19 protein-coding genes and 2 tRNA genes are annotated in these 19,521 nt (G+C 58.1%); 11 read left to right on the forward strand and 10 right to left on the reverse strand.

Annotated features, from left to right (window positions below; genetic code table 11):
• Positions 1-131 precede the first annotated feature (131 nt).
• Complete coding sequence (locus tag ACFPM8_RS17685; protein WP_378999428.1) at positions 132-503, reverse strand: darcynin family protein; 372 nt, start codon at positions 501-503, stop codon at positions 132-134.
• A 74-nt stretch (positions 504-577) separates the two neighbouring features.
• On the opposite strand from ACFPM8_RS17685, the gene ACFPM8_RS17690 reads away from it, so the two are divergent.
• Entirely contained in the window at positions 578-1,186 is a 609-nt protein-coding gene (locus ACFPM8_RS17690; protein ID WP_378999429.1) for a TetR/AcrR family transcriptional regulator, read from the forward strand.
• A gap of 134 nt (positions 1,187-1,320) precedes the next feature.
• Here the strand turns inward: ACFPM8_RS17690 and ACFPM8_RS17695 are convergent, their stop codons facing one another.
• The gene (locus ACFPM8_RS17695; RefSeq protein WP_378999431.1) at positions 1,321-1,821 is read right to left on the reverse strand and encodes a hypothetical protein; all 501 of its coding nucleotides are present in this window, start codon (positions 1,819-1,821) and stop codon (positions 1,321-1,323) included.
• A gap of 201 nt (positions 1,822-2,022) precedes the next feature.
• On the opposite strand from ACFPM8_RS17695, the gene ACFPM8_RS17700 reads away from it, so the two are divergent.
• Both ACFPM8_RS17700 and ACFPM8_RS17705 read left to right on the forward strand, forming a co-directional pair.
• Positions 2,023-4,065, forward strand: coding sequence for a D-(-)-3-hydroxybutyrate oligomer hydrolase (locus ACFPM8_RS17700; RefSeq protein ID WP_378999433.1), 2,043 nt, complete (start codon positions 2,023-2,025; stop codon positions 4,063-4,065).
• Between the two features lie 13 nt (positions 4,066-4,078).
• Positions 4,079-5,827: an extracellular catalytic domain type 1 short-chain-length polyhydroxyalkanoate depolymerase gene (locus tag ACFPM8_RS17705; protein ID WP_378999435.1), complete on the forward strand. Its 1,749-nt coding sequence runs from the start codon at positions 4,079-4,081 to the stop codon at positions 5,825-5,827.
• Here ACFPM8_RS17705 and ACFPM8_RS17710 read toward each other — a convergent pair.
• Positions 5,808-6,698 (reverse strand): pirin family protein, encoded by an 891-nt coding sequence (locus ACFPM8_RS17710; RefSeq protein WP_378999436.1) that lies wholly within the window; start codon positions 6,696-6,698, stop codon positions 5,808-5,810. The genes ACFPM8_RS17705 and ACFPM8_RS17710 overlap by 20 nt on opposite strands.
• A 151-nt stretch (positions 6,699-6,849) precedes the next feature.
• Between ACFPM8_RS17710 and ACFPM8_RS17715 the strand changes: the two genes are divergently transcribed.
• The 3 genes from ACFPM8_RS17715 to ACFPM8_RS17725 all read left to right on the forward strand — a co-directional run bounded on the left by ACFPM8_RS17715 (position 6,850) and on the right by ACFPM8_RS17725 (position 8,438).
• Positions 6,850-7,761 carry a LysR substrate-binding domain-containing protein gene (locus ACFPM8_RS17715; protein WP_378999438.1) on the forward strand — a complete coding sequence of 304 codons (912 nt, stop codon included), beginning with the start codon at positions 6,850-6,852 and terminating at the stop codon, positions 7,759-7,761.
• Positions 7,762-7,839: 78 nt separating this feature from the next.
• Positions 7,840-8,118 (forward strand): type II toxin-antitoxin system Phd/YefM family antitoxin, encoded by a 279-nt coding sequence (locus tag ACFPM8_RS17720; RefSeq protein ID WP_378999440.1) that lies wholly within the window; start codon positions 7,840-7,842, stop codon positions 8,116-8,118.
• Positions 8,118-8,438, forward strand: coding sequence for a type II toxin-antitoxin system RelE/ParE family toxin (locus ACFPM8_RS17725; RefSeq protein WP_378999442.1), 321 nt, complete (start codon positions 8,118-8,120; stop codon positions 8,436-8,438). Before ACFPM8_RS17720 ends, ACFPM8_RS17725 begins: the two co-directional genes overlap by 1 nt.
• Positions 8,439-8,736: 298 nt before the next feature.
• On the opposite strand, the gene ACFPM8_RS17730 is transcribed toward ACFPM8_RS17725, so the two are convergent.
• Together ACFPM8_RS17730 and acs are read right to left on the reverse strand one after the other, a co-directional pair.
• Positions 8,737-8,827, reverse strand: a tRNA-Ser gene (locus tag ACFPM8_RS17730).
• A gap of 114 nt (positions 8,828-8,941) precedes the next feature.
• Positions 8,942-10,924, reverse strand: a complete 1,983-nt coding sequence (gene acs, locus ACFPM8_RS17735) for an acetate--CoA ligase (RefSeq protein WP_378999444.1) — start codon at positions 10,922-10,924, stop codon at positions 8,942-8,944.
• A gap of 165 nt (positions 10,925-11,089) precedes the next feature.
• Between acs and ACFPM8_RS17740 the strand changes: the two genes are divergently transcribed.
• The 4 genes from ACFPM8_RS17740 (at position 11,090) to ACFPM8_RS17755 (ending at position 14,680) form a co-directional block, all read left to right on the forward strand.
• The gene (locus ACFPM8_RS17740) at positions 11,090-11,977 is read left to right on the forward strand and encodes a DMT family transporter (RefSeq protein ID WP_378999445.1); all 888 of its coding nucleotides are present in this window, start codon (positions 11,090-11,092) and stop codon (positions 11,975-11,977) included.
• A gap of 99 nt (positions 11,978-12,076) precedes the next feature.
• Complete coding sequence (locus tag ACFPM8_RS17745; RefSeq protein WP_379000238.1) at positions 12,077-13,615, forward strand: fumarate hydratase; 1,539 nt, start codon at positions 12,077-12,079, stop codon at positions 13,613-13,615.
• An 11-nt stretch (positions 13,616-13,626) separates the two neighbouring features.
• Complete coding sequence (murI, locus tag ACFPM8_RS17750; RefSeq protein WP_378999447.1) at positions 13,627-14,502, forward strand: glutamate racemase; 876 nt, start codon at positions 13,627-13,629, stop codon at positions 14,500-14,502.
• Between the two features lie 102 nt (positions 14,503-14,604).
• Positions 14,605-14,680: transfer RNA gene (locus tag ACFPM8_RS17755), tRNA-His, on the forward strand.
• A 251-nt stretch (positions 14,681-14,931) separates the two neighbouring features.
• Here the strand turns inward: ACFPM8_RS17755 and ACFPM8_RS17760 are convergent.
• Positions 14,932-15,174, reverse strand: a complete 243-nt coding sequence (locus ACFPM8_RS17760; protein ID WP_378999449.1) for a transcriptional regulator — start codon at positions 15,172-15,174, stop codon at positions 14,932-14,934.
• 83 nt (positions 15,175-15,257) lie between these two features.
• Here ACFPM8_RS17760 and ACFPM8_RS17765 point away from each other — a divergent pair, with 83 nt between their 5' ends.
• Positions 15,258-15,977 (forward strand): S24 family peptidase, encoded by a 720-nt coding sequence (locus ACFPM8_RS17765; RefSeq protein WP_378999450.1) that lies wholly within the window; start codon positions 15,258-15,260, stop codon positions 15,975-15,977.
• A gap of 347 nt (positions 15,978-16,324) precedes the next feature.
• Here the strand turns inward: ACFPM8_RS17765 and ACFPM8_RS17770 are convergent, their stop codons facing one another.
• From ACFPM8_RS17770 to ACFPM8_RS17785, 4 genes are all read right to left on the reverse strand, one after another.
• The gene (locus tag ACFPM8_RS17770) at positions 16,325-17,920 is read right to left on the reverse strand and encodes a GMC family oxidoreductase (protein ID WP_378999452.1); all 1,596 of its coding nucleotides are present in this window, start codon (positions 17,918-17,920) and stop codon (positions 16,325-16,327) included.
• A gap of 162 nt (positions 17,921-18,082) precedes the next feature.
• Positions 18,083-18,307 carry a hypothetical protein gene (locus ACFPM8_RS17775; RefSeq protein WP_378999454.1) on the reverse strand — a complete coding sequence of 75 codons (225 nt, stop codon included), beginning with the start codon at positions 18,305-18,307 and terminating at the stop codon, positions 18,083-18,085.
• 135 nt (positions 18,308-18,442) lie between these two features.
• Entirely contained in the window at positions 18,443-18,763 is a 321-nt protein-coding gene (locus ACFPM8_RS17780; protein ID WP_378999455.1) for a hypothetical protein, read from the reverse strand.
• A gap of 133 nt (positions 18,764-18,896) precedes the next feature.
• On the reverse strand, positions 18,897-19,511 hold the full coding sequence (locus tag ACFPM8_RS17785; RefSeq protein WP_378999457.1) for a riboflavin synthase: 615 nt from the start codon (positions 19,509-19,511) through the stop codon (positions 18,897-18,899).
• Positions 19,512-19,521 lie beyond the last annotated feature (10 nt).

Here is a 19,521-nt window from a genome sequence, read left to right on the forward strand (position 1 = left end):
GAATAATCCTGGTGATTGAATGCAGGTGAGGTGCGTCATATTAACAAAATTAACGCATGGCAATAATCAACCAGGATTTTGTAATGTAGGGCGGAAAAGCGTAGCGCCTTCCGCCGCATTTGTTACCCGTTTCAGGCCAGCAGCGCTGCCCGCTCGTAGTTCTTGGCATAGGCGTTCTCGACGCCGGGCAGGATCTCGACGATCTCGAAGTAGCGATCCCAGAACGGCGTCTCGCGCAGGTCTTCGACCAGCAGTTCGTAGGCGTGATGCTCGCTGGCGTCCCACACCCAGATATCGGTCACGCGGGCCGAGTAAAACTCGACATCGTAAAACCGCAATGTCACTTGCGGCTGGTGCTTGCGCAGGATCGGTTCGAAGTGTTCAGCCAGCAGGCTGAAACGCCGATCGATGCTGAAACCCAGCCACTCGGGCGTGGTTTTGACCAGCATGAAGACGGTCAGCACGGTGGAGGCGGCGGATTGATGCTTGATTTCTGAAGTCATTTTTTTGTTGTTTCGTTGTGAATGGAGGAAATAGAATATGAGCAATTGCTCATTTTTAAAACTCGCATTCCAACATGTCCAAAACCAAGCATCGCAATCCCCTGGAACTCAGGAAAATCCCCACCCAATCGCGCTCGGCCGAGACGGTGAACGCCGTGCTGGAAGCGGCGGCTCGCATTCTGGAAGAATCCGGCTTCGAGGGATATACGACCAATGCGGTGGCAGAGCGGGCCGGCGTCAGCATCGGTTCGCTGTATCAGTATTTTCCTGGCAAGGATGCGCTGACTGTCGCACTGATCGAACGGGAGACCAGCGTTTTGCTGGAGGAGATCGCCGCCGCGCAACTGGCGCAGAGTTGCGTAGCCGGACTGGAACAGATGATAGCCGCAGCGGTTGCGCATCAGATGCGCCGCCCCGCGCTGGCGCGATTGCTGGATTTCGAGGAGCGTCGCTTGCCGATAGATGCGCGCAACGGCAGGGTCGCCGATCAGATTCACGTGGCGCTGCTGGCGCTGTTTGGCCGGAATGACGCGCCGGTGAGCGAGCACGCGGAGACCGCGGCTTACGATGTGATCGCGATTGTCAAAGGCATGGTCGATGCGGCGGGAGAACGCGCGGAAACCGATGCGCGGCAGTTGGAGTTGCGGGTCAGGCGGGCGGTGTTCGGCTATCTTCAGGCGTAGAACGTAGGGCGGAAAAGCGCAGCGTCTTCCGCCGTTGTGGATGCATCAAACACCTGTGGCACATCCAACGGCGGATAACGCTGCGCTCATCCGCCCTACTTTTTGCATGATTCAGCGTCGACAGATATTGCGGGTCAGCCAGGCCGGCGGAAGTCGTTTTCGATCCAGGCGGCGGCGCTGGATTTGCTTAGTTTGAAGGTCGGGGACACTCGCACTTGGGCCACTTGCTGGCCATCTTCATCGCGCGCGCTCAGCAGCGCATACGGAAAATCGTCGTCGGGCACGATGTCCAGCGTGACGTTGAGCGTGGCTGACTCGGTGCTCACTGTGACGCTCTTGTGCAGCTGCTCATGCAATTGCTGCTGGTGCCTGCGCACGAACTCGGTGGCGGTCTTGACCAGGGTGCCGAACGCGACCGAGTCGAGCGGCTTCGGATTCTTCTTGTCGCGGCCCATAGTCCACGGGCCGACCAGGGCCGGTTCCGATTCGCCATCCTTACTCATTGCCACCGCCCAGCCGTCGTCGTCTTCGTTCTTGATGACCCGCGCGGTCCAGCCGTCGTCGCGCCATAGCCGCGCTTCTTGGGTTGGGGAATCGCTGGTCTCGTCAGGCGTGGGGATAGTGCTGTCGGTCATTGCTGGTAGCTCACTTCAACAAGGTTTTGATGTTTTGATGCGGATAGTCGCGAGTGGGCGATTCTACACGCTGCAAAAAATATAAAAAAGCAAAGAGCACTGTTTTAACTGCCTGCTAGAACTATCAGCCTCTTGCTGCAAAACTATTTTTAGGAATTCTTTTGCAATAGACTCGAAAAACCGGAGAGCAACGGAGGCAATATGCAGCAGAACGTATTGTGCAAGATTCACACCCTGGCGCTGGCCGTCGGCGCAATCGCATTGAGCGGCTGCGGTTTGAATTTGAGTTTCAATAGCAAGCCTAGCGATCTTGGCGCTATTTCCACGATTTCCTACGACGGCGTCGGCGACGACTTGCTGACCGCCGGCCTGGGCAAGACCGGTCTGGCTTCCGTGAGCGCGCCCAATCCCGTCGATCCGGCACGCCCGAGCGCGGCCGAACTGCGCAAGATCGCCATTTACACCAACTACCGCGCCGTCCTCGACCCTAGCTCCGGCGGCGGCTTCGGCACCCTGTACGGCCCGAATATCGACGCCAACGGCAACGACACCTTGGGCGAGGGCAAGGTGGCCGGCACCGAGTACATCGCGTACTCGGACGACGGCAGCGGCAACCAGAACGTCACGCTGATGGTGCAGATACCGAATTCCTTCGATCCGGCTCACGCCTGCATCGTGACCGGCACTTCCAGCGGTTCGCGCGGCATCTACGGCGCCATCGGCACTTCCGGCGAATGGGGTTTGAAGCGCGGTTGCGTGGTTGCTTATAGCGACAAGGGCACCGGTACCGGCATCCACGATCTGCAGAACAATACGGTCAATCTGCAAAACGGCGTGCGCAGCAGCGCCGATGCGGCTGGCAGGAATTCCAATTTCACGGCCAATGTGTCAGACGCGCAACGCGCCGCATTCAATGCGGCCACGCCTGACCGTTTCGCCGTCAAGCATGCGCATTCACAACAGAATCCGGAAAAAGACTGGGGCAAATCGACGTTGCAGGCGATCGAATTCGCGTTCTTTTTGCTGAACCAGAAATTTAGCGTCGGCTTGTCGCCGGCCAACACCATCGTGATCGCCTCCAGCATCTCGAATGGCGGCGGGGCTGCACTGGCGGCGGCGGAGCAGGACAGCAAAGGTTTGATCAGCGGCGTCGCGGTCAGCGAACCGCAGGTGCAACTGGCGGCCGACGACACGCTGACGGTGGCTCGCGGCTCATCCGTGCGCACCGGCACCGGCAAGCCGCTGCCGGACTATTTCACGCTGGCGAATTTGCTGCAGCCGTGCGCGGCGCTGGCGCCGTCGGCGGCCGGTGCGCCGCTGCTCTCCAGCATCGTCGCTGCCACCGCGAGCAACCGTTGCGCCGCGCTCAAGGCGCACGGCTTAGTCAACGGCAACAGCACCGGTGAATTGGCGACCAGCGCCATGAACGCGTTGACCGCCGCCGGCTGGGAACCGGAAAGCCGCGATTTGCAGGCGGCGATGTATGTCACTGCGACGCCGCCGATCGCCATGACTTACAGCAATGCGTATGGCCGTTTCAGCGTGCTGGACAATCTGTGCGGATTCAGTTTTTCCGGCACCACGGCGCAATTGCCGACCTCGTTCGGCAAAGGCAACGGCGTGCCGCCGACGGTCGGCATCAGCATTTTCAATAACAACAGCGTCGGCGGCGCGGTGGCCGATCCGCTGTCGATTTCGCCCAGCACCGGGGTCATGGATTACAACATCGACGGCGCGCTGTGCCAGCGCGAACTGGCGACCGGCGGCAGCGGCAGCGCGGTGCGCGTGCAACAGGGAATGGGGGAAGTCGTTCGCAGCGGAAATCTGCGCGGCAAGCCGGCCCTGATCGTGCATGGCCGCGCGGATACGTTGATCCCGGTCGGGTTTTCATCGCGCCCGTATTTCGGCGTCAATCATATGGTTGAGGGCCGCAGGAGCCAGTTGTCGTATATCGAAGTCACCAACGGCCAGCATTTCGATAGCTTTTTGCCGCTGGCCGGATTCGATGCGCGCTTCATCCCGCTGCACGTGTATTACACCCAGGCCATGAACATGATGTTCGACCATCTGAAGAACGGCACCGCGCTGCCGCCGAGTCAGGTGGTGCGCACCGTTCCGCGCGGCATCGGCAGCGGCGGCCAGGCCAACCCGATCAGCGCCGCCAATGTGCCGCCGATCTCGACGTCGCCGGCCAACGCCGACCGGATCACGTTTGCCGGCAACGTGGTCAGCATTCCTGACTAGGAGCGACGCAATCATGGCCTTCGATCTGAAAACCATACTGGGGCGGGTAGCGGCCGCCGTCATTTTTCTGGCTCCGAGCTTGGCGGCGCAAGCACAGGTCGCGGCCGGCCCCGGCACCTGGAGCGGCAACCAGACCTGGGCCGCGGATACGGTCAACGGCGGCAACCTGACCGGCTATTTTTATTGGCCGGCATCGCAACCGACGGTGGCCGGCAAACGGGCGCTGGTGCTGGTCCTGCATGGCTGCACCCAGACCGCGGCCGGCGATGTGATCGACAAGAGCGCCGACCATGGCTTCAACTGGAAAGCGATGGGCGACCGCTACGGCGCCGTGATCCTGGCCCCGAATGCGACCGGCAATGTCTACGGCAACCACTGCTGGGACTATGCCGCCGCCAGCCATAACCGCACTGCCGGCCACGATGCGATCCTGCTGGATCTGGTCAGACGCTTCGTCGCCGATCCGCAATATGCGATCGACCCCAATCAGGTGTACGTCGCCGGCCTGTCTTCCGGCGGCGGTGAAAGCATGGTGCTGGGCTGTATGGCGCCGGACATATTTGCCGGCATAGGCATCAACGCCGGCCCTCCTCCCGGCACCACGACGGCGCAGATCGGCTACGTGCCGTGGGGCTACGATGCGAGCACCGCCAGCAGCAATTGCAAAACCCTGGCAGGCGGCAATGCCGGCAAATTCGCCAGCCAGATCGCCAGCGTGGTCTGGGGCACGGCCGATTACACGGTGGCCCAAGCCTACGGTCCGATGGATGCGGCCGCCATGCGCGGCGTCTACGGCGGCACGTTTACGCAAGGAGCTAGCGTGGCTGTTCCGACCGGCGGCAGCAGCATTCCGTACACCGACGGCAATGGCAAACTGCGCACCACCGAAATCACCGTGAGCGGCATGGCGCACGCCTGGCCGGCCGGCGGCGGCGGCCAGAACGGCCACTATGTCGATGCCACCACGATCAACTATCCGTCGTTTGTGATGGATTTCTGGTTCAAGAACAATCTGCGCGTAGCATCCACCCCGGCGCCGGCGATGACTTCCTGCAGCGCCTCGGTATCCGGCAGCAGCGTCACCATTGCCGGCGCGGCCACCGATGCGGCCGGCGCCGTCAGCAGTTACCGGGTGCTGTTGCATGGCTCGACGGCGGTCGACGACGCGCAGGCCGGCAGCGGCGCCGGCTTCAGCAAGCAATACGCCCATTTGGGCAATGGCTACTACATTGGCTCGGTCACGGCTTCCGACAACGGCACCGGCCTGACTTCCGGGGCCTGCAACCTGGCCCAGTTCCTGATCGGGCCGGTGCCGGCGATCCAGCCGCCCACCGGCCTGGCCGTAGCGGCCGCCAGCAGCAGCTCGATCAGCTTGTCGTGGAACTCGGTGAACGGCGCCAGCGGCTACAACGTCTACCGCAACGGTGCCAGAGTGACAGCACCGGCGCTCGCCTCGACCACCTATACGGATACGGGTTTGTCGGCGGCTACCAGTTACAGCTACCAGGCATCCGCCATCGACTCGGCTGCGCTTGAGAGCGCGCTTTCCGCCGCCGTATCGGGCACTACCAAGGCGGCATGGAGCTGCAGCGCCAACTTCGCCAGCAACTACGCCCACGTCTTGGCCGGCCGCGCGCATGACAGCGGCGGCTTTGCGTTCGCCAACGGCTCGAACCAGAATATGGGACTGGATAACGTGTTTTATACAACCATGCTGGCGCAAACTTCGGCCGGCTATTACGTCATCGGTTCTTGCCCGTGACGGGTGCTGGGGCAGTCGGTACTGCACTTAGTGTCCCCATCTTGCCGGACGCATAGTCGCTGAGCGTTTGCTGCATCTGCTCGGCCGTGTTCATCACAAACGGCCCATGCTTGACCAGCGGTTCGCGCAATGCGGGACCGGCCAGCACTGTGAAGTGCGCGCCTGCCACGCTGGTGAGTTGGATCTCCGTGGCGCTGACGCCGATTGCGCGTGCGGTGACTATGGTGCTGTGCACGTCTCCCACGGTGAGTTCCAGTTGACCTTCGACGCTGTAGACCATCGCGTTCCATCCGGCCGGCAAGCGGTGGGTGAAGCTCGCACCGGGCTCCAGGAAACCGTCGAGCAAGGTAAACGGTTCGGGCAGCACGGCGGGCGACTGAACGCCATTGGATTCGCCGGCCCCGACCCTGACCCGCACGCCGGGTGCACGAAACACCGGGATATCCTTGGCGTCCACATGGATAGCATAGGGCGCGATGTGCTTTTTGTGGGCCGGCAGATTGACGAAAATCTGCAGCGCATGAACGTGGAATCCCTCGCCTTCAGGCTGCTCGGTGTGCACCACGCCGCGCCCGGCCACCATCCAGTGCAGATCGCCGGGATGGATCGGGCCGTGGTTGCCGCAACTGTCGTAGTTCATGTCGTAACCGACCGAATCCTCGAACATGAAGGTCACCGCCGATATGCCCGCATGCGGATGCGGCGCGAAGGTCGGCGCGGTCATGTGGAAGTGGTCGAGCATCACGACCGGGTCGATCAAGCCATTGAAAGCATCCTCGCTGAAGTGCTTGGCGGTAAAGCCGTCGCCGATGCGCATGTCGCGCGGTTCGATGATGGGTGAAACCCTGGCGGTTGCGGTGAGCTGGTTCATGCTGTTCTCCGGTGCATTAAGTTAAGGCGGGATCGCTTGCTGCTGCGATGATGTTTCCGACATGCAAATCATAATATTGAAACGATTCCAAATAAATATGCAAAAATAAGATTTATCGTTCCATGCGTAGAACGATTGACGAAAGATGATCGTGTCTAAATTTCCACTTGATCTGAATGCGCTGTACTACTTTGCGCAAGTGGTCGAGCGCAAGGGATTTACCGCTGCCGGCGCGGCGTTGGGCGTTCCGAAATCGCGTTTGAGCCGCTACGTTGCCGAGCTGGAGGCCCAACTCGGCGTGCGCTTGTTGCAGCGCACCTCGCGCCGACTGGCGCTGACCGAGATCGGCGCCGAGCTGTACCAGCATTGCGTGGCGATGATGGTGCAGGCGGAAGCCGTGCAACAGGCGGCGCAACGCACGCTGGCGGAACCGAACGGCACCGTGCGCTGCAGCGTGCCGGTGGCGATTGCCGATGTGGTGCTGGCCAAGGTTTTGCCCGAGTTTATGAAGCGCTATCCGAAGGTCGGCGTGCTGGTGCAAGCCAGCAACCGCCGCATCGACCTGCTTGAAGAAGGCATCGACGTGGTGGTGCGCGGTGCCGGCCGCGAGCCTGAAACGGAAGGCCTGATCCAGAGCACGCTATGCACTGCGCGCTGGGCGCTGCTGGCCAGCCCTCACTATCTGGCGCAGCACGGCGATCCGGCCGACATCGACGGCCTGTCGCAGGCCGACTGCTTGCTGTATCAACCGCTGGCCGACGGCGCAACATGGCAACTGTATGGGGCGGATGATGAATTGCGCGAAGTGCCGGTCCGTTCGCGCTTGCGCAGCGACAATCTGCACGTGCTGCGAGAGGCCGCTTTGGCAGGACTGGGGATCGCCGGATTGCCACTGTATGCGTGCGCGCAGGAGCTGCAGACGGGTGCACTGCGGATCGTGCTGCCTGGATGGCGTCCACGCGCCGGGCGTTTGTCGATTCTGTTCCCGTCCCGGCGCGGCATGGTGCCGGCGGTGCGGGTGTTTATCGACTTTTTGAAGGAGGCGCTGCCGCCGTTGCTTTAATAGCGCGATATGCGTCAATCATTGACTTCGACTGAATTAAGATCTAAATTCAGACCCACTCATGTAAAGGGGTTCGCCATGCAATCCATTGCCAACATCAAGTCAATTTCCTATCTGAAAAGCCATGCGGCGCAAATTTCCGAAGACCTGGAATTGAATGGGAATCCATTCATCATCACCCAGAATGGCGAGGCCAGTATGGTGATTGAAAGCTTCAAACAATTTCAGGAAAAGGAAGAGCTTATTGCAGCTCTGAAAATCATCGCCTTGGGCGAAAAAGATCGCCTGCTGGGTAAGGGCCTCACCGCTGACGAATCTCGCGCACAACTTCGTGCTGCCCGTCAGCGCCGTAAATAATGGCCGTCATCATTCTGCCCGATGCGCAAGAGGACTTGCTCTCGCTTCAGGAGTACATGCTGGATAAATGGGGGGAAGTTGAGTGGCTGAAGGCCGAGGACGAGATTTTTGAAAAACTTGAAAAGGTCGATGCCGAGAGCTTCCCAGGTACTGCCGTAAAAGAGTTGGCGTCGGTTGGCATCTTTGACTATCAGAACGCTTTTACATCGCATCACAAGCTGGTCTACCGCCGAATCGACAGTGACATTTATGTGTATATCATCGCAGGGCATAAGCAGGACTTCCCTACTCTGCTAATGAAGCGATTGTTGAAAAAGTGACTCTCAATGTAAGGCTCGAAAGAGTCTATAAAGCCGTCGGCTATTTTGCCCCCCTGTCCACTGGAGAGGGATTTGCGGAAATTCTTGCTGCTGTGTTACATGTCGAGCTTGTGATCAACCTCGCCACCAGATCAGCTAAATAATTCCTCCAGGCTTCTGCGCATACCATCAATCAGACCCTGCCCGTCATCCGAGAGCCGTTGACAGAGTTGGCCCCGGCAATACAAAACAAGACCAGAAAGCAAAAAAAAACCGACTTTTCAGGTCGGTTTTTTTTAAAACAACTACTTAGAATACTTGGCGGAGAGAGGGGGATTCGAACCCCCGATAGGCTATGAACCTATACACGCTTTCCAGGCGTGCGACTTCAACCACTCATCCATCTCTCCTGCACTTACATTTCGTTTTTGCGCAGCTGCGCTTTCACGAAGCCGCAGATTATAGCAATAAATTCGGCAGGAAAAGTAATTTCTGTTGGATTTGAACGATTTCTTTCGTCTTATTTATTGCGCTTGCTTCAATTGCTCCAGGATGGCGGGGTTTTCCAGGGTGGAAACGTCCTGGGTGATTTCCTCGCCCTTGGCCAGTACGCGCAACAGGCGGCGCATGATCTTGCCGGAACGGGTTTTGGGCAGGTTGTCGCCGAAACGGATTTCTTTTGGCTTGGCGATCGGGCCGATTTCCTTGGCGACCCAGTCGCGCAGTTCCTTGGCGATTTGTTTTGCTTCGTCGCCGGTCGGGCGGCTGCGCTTCAGGACCACGAAGGCGCAAATCGATTCGCCGGTGGTTTCGTCGGGCTTGCCGACCACCGCCGCTTCGGCCACGATCGGGTTGGCCACCAGCGCCGATTCGATTTCCATCGTGCCCATGCGGTGACCGGATACGTTCAACACATCGTCGATGCGGCCGGTGATGGTGAAATAGCCGGTGTCCTTGTTGCGGATCGCGCCGTCGCCGGCGAGATACAGCGTGCCGCCGAGCTCAGGCGGGAAATAGGCGCTCTTGAAACGTTCCGGATTGTTCCATATGCCGCGTATCATCGACGGCCACGGACGCTTGACGACCAGGATGCCGCCCTGGCCGTTCGGCAGCTCGTGCCCTGCTTCGTCGACGATGATGGCCTGAATCCCGGGCAGCGGCAGCGTGCATGAACCAGGCACCAGCGGGGTTGCGCCCGGCAGCGGCGAAATCATGTGGCCGCCGGTTTCGGTTTGCCAGAAGGTGTCGACAATCGGGCAACGTTCGCCGCCGATATGTTTGTAGTACCACATCCAGGCTTCCGGATTGATCGGTTCGCCGACTGTCGCCAACAACCGCAACGACGTCAGATCGTAGTTGGACGGATGCGCCTTTGGATCGGCGTCGGCGGCCTTGATCAGCGAACGGATCGCGGTCGGCGCGGTGTAGAAAACATTGACTTTGTGCCGTTGCACCATGTCCCAGAAGCGGCCGGCGTTGGGGTAAGTCGGCACGCCTTCGAAAATGACCTGGGTGGCGCCGACCGCGGTTGGGCCGTAGGCAATATAAGAGTGGCCGGTCACCCAGCCGATATCGGCGGTGCACCAGTAGACATCGGTCGGTTTGATGTCGAAGGCCCATTTCATCGTCAACATGGTCCACAACAGGTAGCCGGCGGACGAGTGCTGCACTCCTTTCGGGGTGCCGGTGGAGCCGGAGGTATACAACACGAACAGCGGATGTTCGGCTTCGACCCACTCCGGTTCGCAGCTGTCGGCCTGATTGGCGACCAGCTCATGCAGCCACAGATCGCGGCCGGGGTTGAATTTGATTTCGTCGCCGCTGCGTTGATACACGATGACATTCTTGATGCTGTCGCAACCGCCAAGCGCCAGCGCTTCGTCGACAATCGCCTTTAGCGGCAATTTCTTCCCGCCGCGCACTTGCTGGTCGGCGGTCACCACCGCAACCGCGCCGGCGTCGATGATGCGCTCTTGCAGCGATTTGGCCGAGAAGCCGCCGAACACCACCGAGTGGGTGGCGCCGATGCGGGCGCAGGCTTGCATCGCGACCACGCCTTCCACCGACATCGGCATGTAGATGACGACCCGGTCGCCTTTTTTGATGCCGAGCGATTTCAGGCCGTTGGCAAAGCGGCAGACTTTCTCGTGGAGCTGTCGATAGGTGACTTTGGCGACGTCGCCGCTGTCCGATTCAAAAATGACGGCGACCTTGTCGGCATTGCCGTTTTGCAGGTTGACGTCGAGGCAGTTGTAGGAAACGTTCAGCTTGCCGTCTTCGAACCATTTGTAGAACGGCACATTCGACTCGTTCAGCACCTTGGTAAAAGGGGTGTGCCATTGCAGATGTTCGCGTGCCAGCCGGGCCCAGAATCCTTCGTAATCGCGCTCTGCTTCCGCGACCAAGGCGTAATAGGCTTCCATGCCTGAAATCGCAGCGGTCTTGGCAAATTCTGCCGAAGGAGGAAAAACGCGGGTTTCGTGGGAAAAGGTTTCTATGTTGGCCATGCCTGTCTCCTGCTCTTAAAAGTTCCGGTCAAAATAATCACTTACACTTACTCAAGCCTTACGCAGCAAGTTGCAAGCACGTTTTCCTCAATCCTCGGTCAGCCGCTCGGTTGACCGGCTATCATCGCACATTCGATCGTACATCCAAGCTACTGGCAATACCGCATGCACTCCTCAAAATCGTACCTCTATCTCGCCCTGGCCATGATGCTGGTCGGCGCCAACATCGGTTTCGGCAAAGCCATTATCGCCGTCATGCCGGTACTGGTGTTTGGCCTGTTGCGCTTCGTCATCGCGGTGATCGTGATGGCGCCGCAGTACTTTAAATCGGCGCCGCGCCTGACGCGCAGCGAATGGCTGAACCTGTTTGGGCAAGCTTTTTTCGGCACCTTCCTGTTCACTTTATGCATGCTGTTTGGCGTCCAGCACACGACGGCAACCGCAGCCGGGGTGATCACCAGCACCTTGCCGGCGGCGGTCGCGATTCTGTCGCGCTTGATCCTGAAGGAGCGGCTGGACGGGCGCACGCTGGCGTCGATCCTGCTCGCCATCACGGGTATTGCGGTACTCAATATCAGCAAAACCGATGGCGGCGGCAGCTCGCTGATCGGCAATCTCTTTGCAATGGCGGCGGTGGTCTGCGAGGCCACCTACGTAGTGCTGTCCAAGCGCCTGACGCAAACCCTGTCGCCGCTGCGGATTACCGCGTACAGCCACTTGTTCGGTTTGCTGCTGATGCTGCCGTTCGGCCTGAGCGCGGCGCTGTCTTACGATTTCAGCCAGGTCACGCCCGGCATGTGGGGTCTGATCGTGTGGTATGCGCTGGCGGCCAGCGTGATTGCCTTCTGGCTGTGGCTGTCGGGCACCAAGCATGTGCAAGCCAACGTCGCCGGTATATTTACCGCGCTGATGCCGTTGGCGGCGGCCTTTATCGGCGTGGTGTTTTTGCATGAAAGCGTGAGCTGGGGCCACTTTGTGGCGCTGGCCTTGGTGTTGACCGGGATTGCGGTGGCCAGCTGGCCGCTGCCCATGAAGGCGGCGCAAGAAGTGTAAAATAGCGCGCTTTATGTGCTCCATGGCGCTCTATAGCACCGCGTGCGCCTTATTCTGTCATTTTCACCAAGAAACATACCGAGAAACGCCATGACCACCCTGACCATCGTCAAGCAAGAAGATCTCATTGAGTCGGTAGCCGCTGCACTCCAGTACATCAGCTATTACCATCCGGTTGACTATATCCAGCATCTGGCCCGCGCCTACGAACAGGAACAGAATCCGGCAGCGAAAGACGCCATCGCCCAGATCCTGACCAATTCCCGCATGTGCGCCGAGGGCAAGCGCCCAATCTGCCAGGACACCGGCATCGTCAACGTTTTCCTGAAAATCGGCATGGATGTGCGCTTTGAAGGCTTCAAGGGCTCGATCACCGACGCCGTCAACGAAGGCGTGCGGCGCGGTTACATGAATCCGGACAACATGTTGCGCGCCTCGATCGTGGCCGATCCATTGTTTGAACGCAAGAACACCAAGGACAACACGCCTGCCGTGGTGCATATGGAAGTGGTGCCCGGCAATACGGTCGACGTGCAGATCGCAGCCAAGGGCGGCGGCTCGGAAAACAAAACCAAATTCGCAATGCTGAATCCATCCGACTCGCTGATCGACTGGGTGATGAAGACGGTCCCGACCATGGGCGCGGGCTGGTGCCCGCCGGGCATGCTCGGCATCGGCATCGGCGGCACGGCCGAAAAAGCCATGCTGATGGCAAAGGAAGTGTTGATGGAAGACATCAACATGTACGACCTGCTCAAGCGCGGCCCGCAAAACAAGACTGAAGAATTGCGGATTGAACTGTTCCAGAAAGTGAACTCGCTGGGTATCGGCGCCCAAGGCCTGGGCGGCCTGACCACGGTGCTCGACGTCAAGATCATGATGCACCCGACCCATGCGGCATCCAAACCGGTGGCGATGATCCCGAATTGCGCGGCGACCCGCCACGGCCATTTTGTGCTGGACGGCTCCGGCCCGGCCTATATGGAACCGCCGTCGCTGTCCGAATGGCCGGAAGTGCATTGGGTGCCGGACACCGAAAAATCCAAGCGGGTCGATCTCGATACGCTGACCAAGGAAGAAGTGGCTTCCTGGAAACCGGGCCAAACCTTGCTATTGAACGGCAAGATGTTGACCGGTCGCGACGCCGCCCACAAGCGGATCCAGGACATGCTGGCCAAGGGCGAAAAATTGCCGGTCGATTTCACCAATCGCGTGATTTATTACGTCGGCCCGGTTGATCCGGTGCGCGACGAAGTGGTCGGCCCGGCCGGCCCAACCACCGCCACCCGGATGGATAAATTTACCGACATGATGCTGGAGCAAACCGGCCTGATCTCGATGATCGGCAAATCGGAGCGCGGCCCGGTAGCAATCGAGGCGATCAAGCAGCACAAGTCTGCTTATCTGATGGCAGTCGGCGGCGCCGCTTACCTGGTGTCGAAGGCGATCAAATCGGCACGAGTGCTCGGTTTTGAAGACCTGGGCATGGAAGCGATTTACGAATTCGACGTCAAGGATATGCCGGTCACCGTGGCTGTCGATTCGAACGGCATCTCGGTCCATAACACCGGCCCCAAAGAATGGCAGGAACGGATCGCCCACGCGTCGCTGTCGCAGATCGCAGTAACCACCGCCTGATCGCAGGACTTATGACAGCAGGCGATATCACTGCCAACATGCCGACGGGGAAAGCTGCGCCCATCGGCATTTTTGATTCCGGCGTCGGCGGCTTGTCAGTGCTGCGCCATATCCATCAACACCTGCCGCACGAAGATCTGCTGTATTTTGCCGATACCGCCTACGCGCCCTATGGCGACAAATCGGAATCGGTGATCTCGGCACGTGCGCTGGGGGTTGCCGAATTCCTGCTGCAGCGTGGCATGAAGGCGTTTGTGGTTGCCTGCAATACCGCCACGGCGGCGGCGATCCAGGCGATACGCGCCGCCTATCCAGCCTTGCCCGTCATCGGGATCGAGCCCGGATTAAAGCCGGCTGCACTGCAAACCCGCAGCAAAATCGTCGGCGTGCTGGCAACCAAAGTCACGCTGACCAGCGCCCGCCTGATCGCGCTGCAACAACAGATTGCCGAGACCAGCGGGGTGCAGTTCCTGCTCCAACCTTGTGTCGGCCTGGTCGATCAGATTGAAAAAGGCGAGTTGCGCTCCGCCGGCACCGCGCTGCTGATTCAGCGCTATGTATCGCCGTTGATCGCACAAGGCGCCGACACGTTGGTGCTGGGTTGCACCCACTACCCTTTCGTCCGTCCCTTGATCGAGGAAATCGTGCATAAGATCAACGGCAAACCGGTCGCGATTATCGAGACCGGAGATGCGGTCAGCCGGCAACTGACAAAAGTCCTGGCCGAAGCTGAACTGTTGCAGAAGAACCAGCGAGAAAGCAGCTTGATCGCCTTCACTACGGGCAGTCTATCGGCATTGGAAACCGCGTTTTCGAACTTGTTACACCTACACCCGGCCGTGCTGCATGTCGAAACAATGTCGATGTCAGAAAAATCTCGTCATTAAGTAATATTTTATTTGCCAGATGACAGCTTGCTTTGTATAATAGCCAGCTTGTTCCAGTACTGAACCAGAAGCATCAATTCAGTAACCAGTATCAAATCAGTGGTGGCTGTAGCTCAGTTGGTAGAGTCCAGGATTGTGATTCCTGTTGTCGTGGGTTCGAGCCCCATCAGCCACCCCAAAGAATTCAAGGGATTTCGTGAAAGCGGAATCCCTTTTTTCATTTCTGCTCGCCACATCCAAACTGCGAACACAGTCCCGCCCCGCCGCCACTACTACTTACAAACACCCAACGCCTAATGTGAAATTAACATTCCGCGTTGTGCATCATGGCCTTCTGGTAATACAATTAACTTTTATGTCGAAACAGCAATACGTGGAAATATTACCGGAGATTCATTGCCGATAGCTCGAATGGCTTAAGCACCGCCTTCACAAAAGTGTTTTTGCGGACGGCTTATTCAATTCCGGCCAGACTTCATGCCAATTCTCCGGAAACATTTCACGGCGCGTCACCTGGCCCTCAGTTGCCTTTTCAATCTTTGGACCAAATCCTAACGGGATCGGTCGCTTGCCGCTGGCCCAGCGACTGACATCAGAAGCATGCGCATCAATTTCGCGGCAAAGTCGGGACATTCTTCCGCGTTCGATTGATAAGTATGTTTTCAGATCCATAACAACATTGTAGTTAATCGCTAAAATAAATCAATAGCGAATCACTTCTTCTAATATTTAGCGTTTTGCTATCTAATAAGCACATGAAAACAATTGGCGAAATCCGGCGAGACAACCTTTTATATGCCATCGAGCGTTTTAAGAAGGCTGAGAGACTCGCGCGCACGGCCCACGTTTCTGCGGCCTACATCAGTCAGTTAAAAAACTGCGCACCAGAAAGCAGTACTGGCAAAGTAAAAAACATGGGTGACGACGTTGCCAGGAGGATCGAGATTGCCCTCGGCGAACCGATCGGCTGGATGGATACTTCGCACAAGCACACCGCTCAGCAAGAAAGGGCGGTGTACCCGGCAGACAACAACCTGGACGAAACCACGTTGGTCGTAAGTAATGCGGCAATTCCAATGGGGCTCAATTTCAGTCGACCGGAGAGCACGCACATCGTTGAAACAATGAACGTGACCAGAGCATGGGTGCGCGGCAACCTGACCGCGCTGACCGGCACTGAAAATCTTGCGATACTGTCGGCCAGCGGCGATTCCATGGCGCCGACGTTCAACGACGGCGATTTGCTTCTGGTTGATAGGGGCGTCAGGGAGATCCACCTGGATGCCATCTATGTCATTTCAAGAAATAACGAGTTGTTTATCAAGCGCGTGCGGCAACGGCTGCAGGATGGCGCCATCATCATCAAATCCGACAATCCCTTATATGGCCCGGACGATATTGTGGAACATGCCGAACGCGATCAATTAGTGGTTTTGGGCCGCGTGGTGTGGGCCTGGAATGCGCGCAAGCTATGACGCCTGGATAGAGCGGTTGGCAGCAAACTGAGATTTAAAACCGCATAGACTCCACCAAGCCCCCGGCATTCAGACCCTGCCTACATGCATAGGAGGGTGCCGATCCCGCATCCCCGGAAAAGAAATAATCGAGCAATCCGCTGCTGTTGTTTCTTTTTCTCTTTTTCACCCTTGCAAATAACAATGTGATTATTCAAATAATTTTTTCCTGCGCTTGATGTAGCTGCTAGCTATAGCAATCCGTCAATTCAGCTAATATAACAAAGCGGAAAACGATTAAGGCTACAGCAGATCGCAAAGTCCTGGCGCCTTTCACGCAGCGCAAGCCGAATTGGCGAAGGCACTCATCACCCCGCATGGATCAAGTCCACCGCCTTCTCGGCAATCATGATCGTCGGCGCGTTGGTATTGCCGCCGATGAGCGTCGGCATGATTGACGCATCGACCACCCGCAGCCCTTGTACGCCGTACACGCGCAACGCCGGATCCACCACCGCCAGCGGATCGACGCCCATTTTGCAGCTGCCTACCGGATGGTAAACCGTATCCACGCGCGCTCTTAACACGGCACGAATCTCATCGTCGGAATGGACATCCGCAGTCAGCGCATCTTGCTTGGCATAAGCCGCCAATGCAGGCGTGTTCATCAGCTTACGCGTCAGCTTGAAGCCTTCCAGCAAATCTTCAAGATCCTGCGGGTGATCCAGGAACTTGGGGTCGATCAGCGGGGCATCCTGCGGATTTTTACTCTGTAGCCTGACGTCGCCGATACTCTTGGGACGCAGCAGACAGACGTGACAGGAAATTCCGTGGCCCATGTGCAATGTGCGCGCATGGTTCTCCACTCTTGCCACCACCAGATGCAATTGCAGATTGGGTGCCGGCAGCTCTGGATGCGTCTTCAGAAAACCGCCGCATTCAGCGAAATTGCTGGTGAGCATGCCACGCCGCTCCTTGCGATAACGCTGCATTTCCTTGATCATTCGGGCCGAGCCGCCCAATGAAATGCCGAAAGTATCCAGATTGTCCGACTTATAGCCAAAGACAAAGTCGGGATGATCTTGCAGGTTCTTGCCGACACCGGGCAGATGATGTTGCAGCGCAATGCCATGCTTGCGCAAGTCCTCGCCATCACCTATCCCCGAAAGCATCAATAACTGCGGCGATTGGAATGCGCCTGCAGCGAGAATCACTTCGCGGCGGGCGCGCACCTGCCGTATGTTGCCGCCCTGCCGTATTTCTACCGCCACGGCGCGTCCCTGTTCGATGATGACCCGTTGGGCATATGCCCCCGTTTCCACCTGCAGATTGTGACGTCGGCCGAGATGGGGCATCAAATAGGCACGTGCGGCACTCCAGCGTTCACCATTCTTTTGCGTGACCTGATAGCTGCCGAGTCCTTCCTGTTGCTCGCCATTGAAATCTGACGTTGTCGGGTAGCCGGCTTGCCGTGCGGCCTCGATAAAGTGTTGATGTATCGGATTGTCGGTTCGCAGCTGACTCACCCACAGCGGGCCGTCGTTGCCATGCCACGCATCGACGATGTGTTCGTTATGTTCTGATTTCTTAAAGTAAGGCAGCACATCGTCAAAAGACCAGCCGGTGTTGCCAAGCGCTGCCCAGTGATCGTAATCCGAGCGATGGCCGCGTGTGTAGATCATCACATTGATCGCCGAAGACCCACCCAATGCTTTGCCGCGCGGCTGATAACCACGACGGCCGTTGAGGCCCGCTTGCGGCACGGTCTCGAAGGCCCAATTGTTGAGTCGGGTCGGCACCATGGCCACGGCGCCAACCGGCATCTTCACTGCCCAGCTGTCGCCGCGCCCGCCGGCCTCCAATAAACAGACCGAAGTGCCCGGATCTTCGCTCAGGCGGCCCGCCATCACGCTGCCGCCGGAACCGCCGCCCACCACGACAAAATCAAATTCTTCGTTCGCCATGCGCCTCCCTGGTTTTGTTTCTTGCTGTGGAAGCCTAAGCAAGCTTCTGCCGCAAATTTAACAGGTGCAAGAGGAACGCGCTGAGCAAGACTCGGAGAGCATCATCAGGCAATGCTGGATCGTCCAATACTGACGACGCTACAGAAAGATCATGCGCTATTTTTAGTGCGCCTTTGACATCACAAGCAGCCATTTACGAAATAGCAGTATTTCCAGATGGCCGGCCTGAATGCCTGCGTTACATTCGATAACGGGATGGCTCCTGTAGTGACGCTTGTAGAAATCGCGGCAGATGAACAACTCACGCTTGCCGAAGCGCATCAGGATCGAGGAAGGGGTGGACTCCATACCAAAGCGGGAGCCGGAGGACATTTCCAAATTCGTCATGGCAGCAATTCCAATCACGTTGAAGGGAATTGCACTGTATCACAACTACTGTATATTCATACAGTAAATTGCCAGCGTGTATGATTTCCGTCACGAATCGTCATGACGTTTGCACGCTGGCATATTGCCAGTCTGTTAGCGCCGCCACTCGCGCTCACGCCACTCATGTTCGCGCCAACCGCGCTCCCTCCAATGATCGTGCCGGTAGCCGTAGTAATACGGCGACGGGTAGTATGCCGGCGCACTGTAGATAACTGGTGGCGCCGGGCGCACATAGACTGGAGCCGGGGCATATACGACTGGCGGCGGCTCATAGTAGACCGGCGCTGGTGGCGGGTAGTACACCGGCGCCGGCACGCCGATATTGACCGACCAGTCGACATGACCGGCAATCGCGGGGCTGGTCAAAATCAGCAAGCTGGTCGCGGCCAGCAATCCGAGCAAAGCTTTTTTCATGGCAGTTCCTGGTGGGTTAAATGCGTTGGGGTATGACTACATTTAACCCGCATTCAGGCGCCGCTGCCACGTACAAGTCGTAAAGCATGTAACAACTTGTGTCGCAGCATGGGAAAAGGTGATTCAGGCGCAATTATTTAGGCGCGCTCAACATCCGTTCAACGTAGCGCGCAATCAAATCGACCTCCAGGTTGACCTGCTTGCCGACCTTAAGATGTTTCAGTGCAGTCACTTCTATCGTATGCGGGATCAGGTTGATCGAAAACAGGCAGCCGTCAGCCACATCTTCAACGCTGTTGACCGTCAGTGAAACACCGTTTACCACGATCGAGCCTTTGTACGCAAAGTATTTGGCAAGCTCGCGCGGCGCCTTCACTACCAGCTGCCACGACTCGCCAACCGGTTCAAACTTCTGCACCTGCCCCAGACCATCAACGTGACCGGATACCAGGTGACCGCCCAGGCGCTCGGCCAGGGTCAGCGCCTTTTCCAGGTTGATCTCGCCAGTGGCGTCCAGTCCGACTGTGCAATTGAGGCTTTCACGCGACACATCCACCGCAAATTCGCGTTCGGTCTTTTCGACCACGGTCATGCAAGCGCCATTCAGCGAAATTGAATCGCCCAAGGCGACATCTGCCAGCGGCAAGCCGCCGGCATCGACGACCAGCCGGACTCCGGCATCGGCGGCCGAGCCCAGCGCTTGGACGGAAGTAATTTTGCCGATGGCGGCGACGATTCCTGTAAACATGATCGAAATA

The sequence above is a fragment of the Paraherbaspirillum soli genome, from assembly GCF_042654985.1.
Lineage (GTDB): Bacteria > Pseudomonadota > Gammaproteobacteria > Burkholderiales > Burkholderiaceae_D > Paraherbaspirillum > Paraherbaspirillum soli.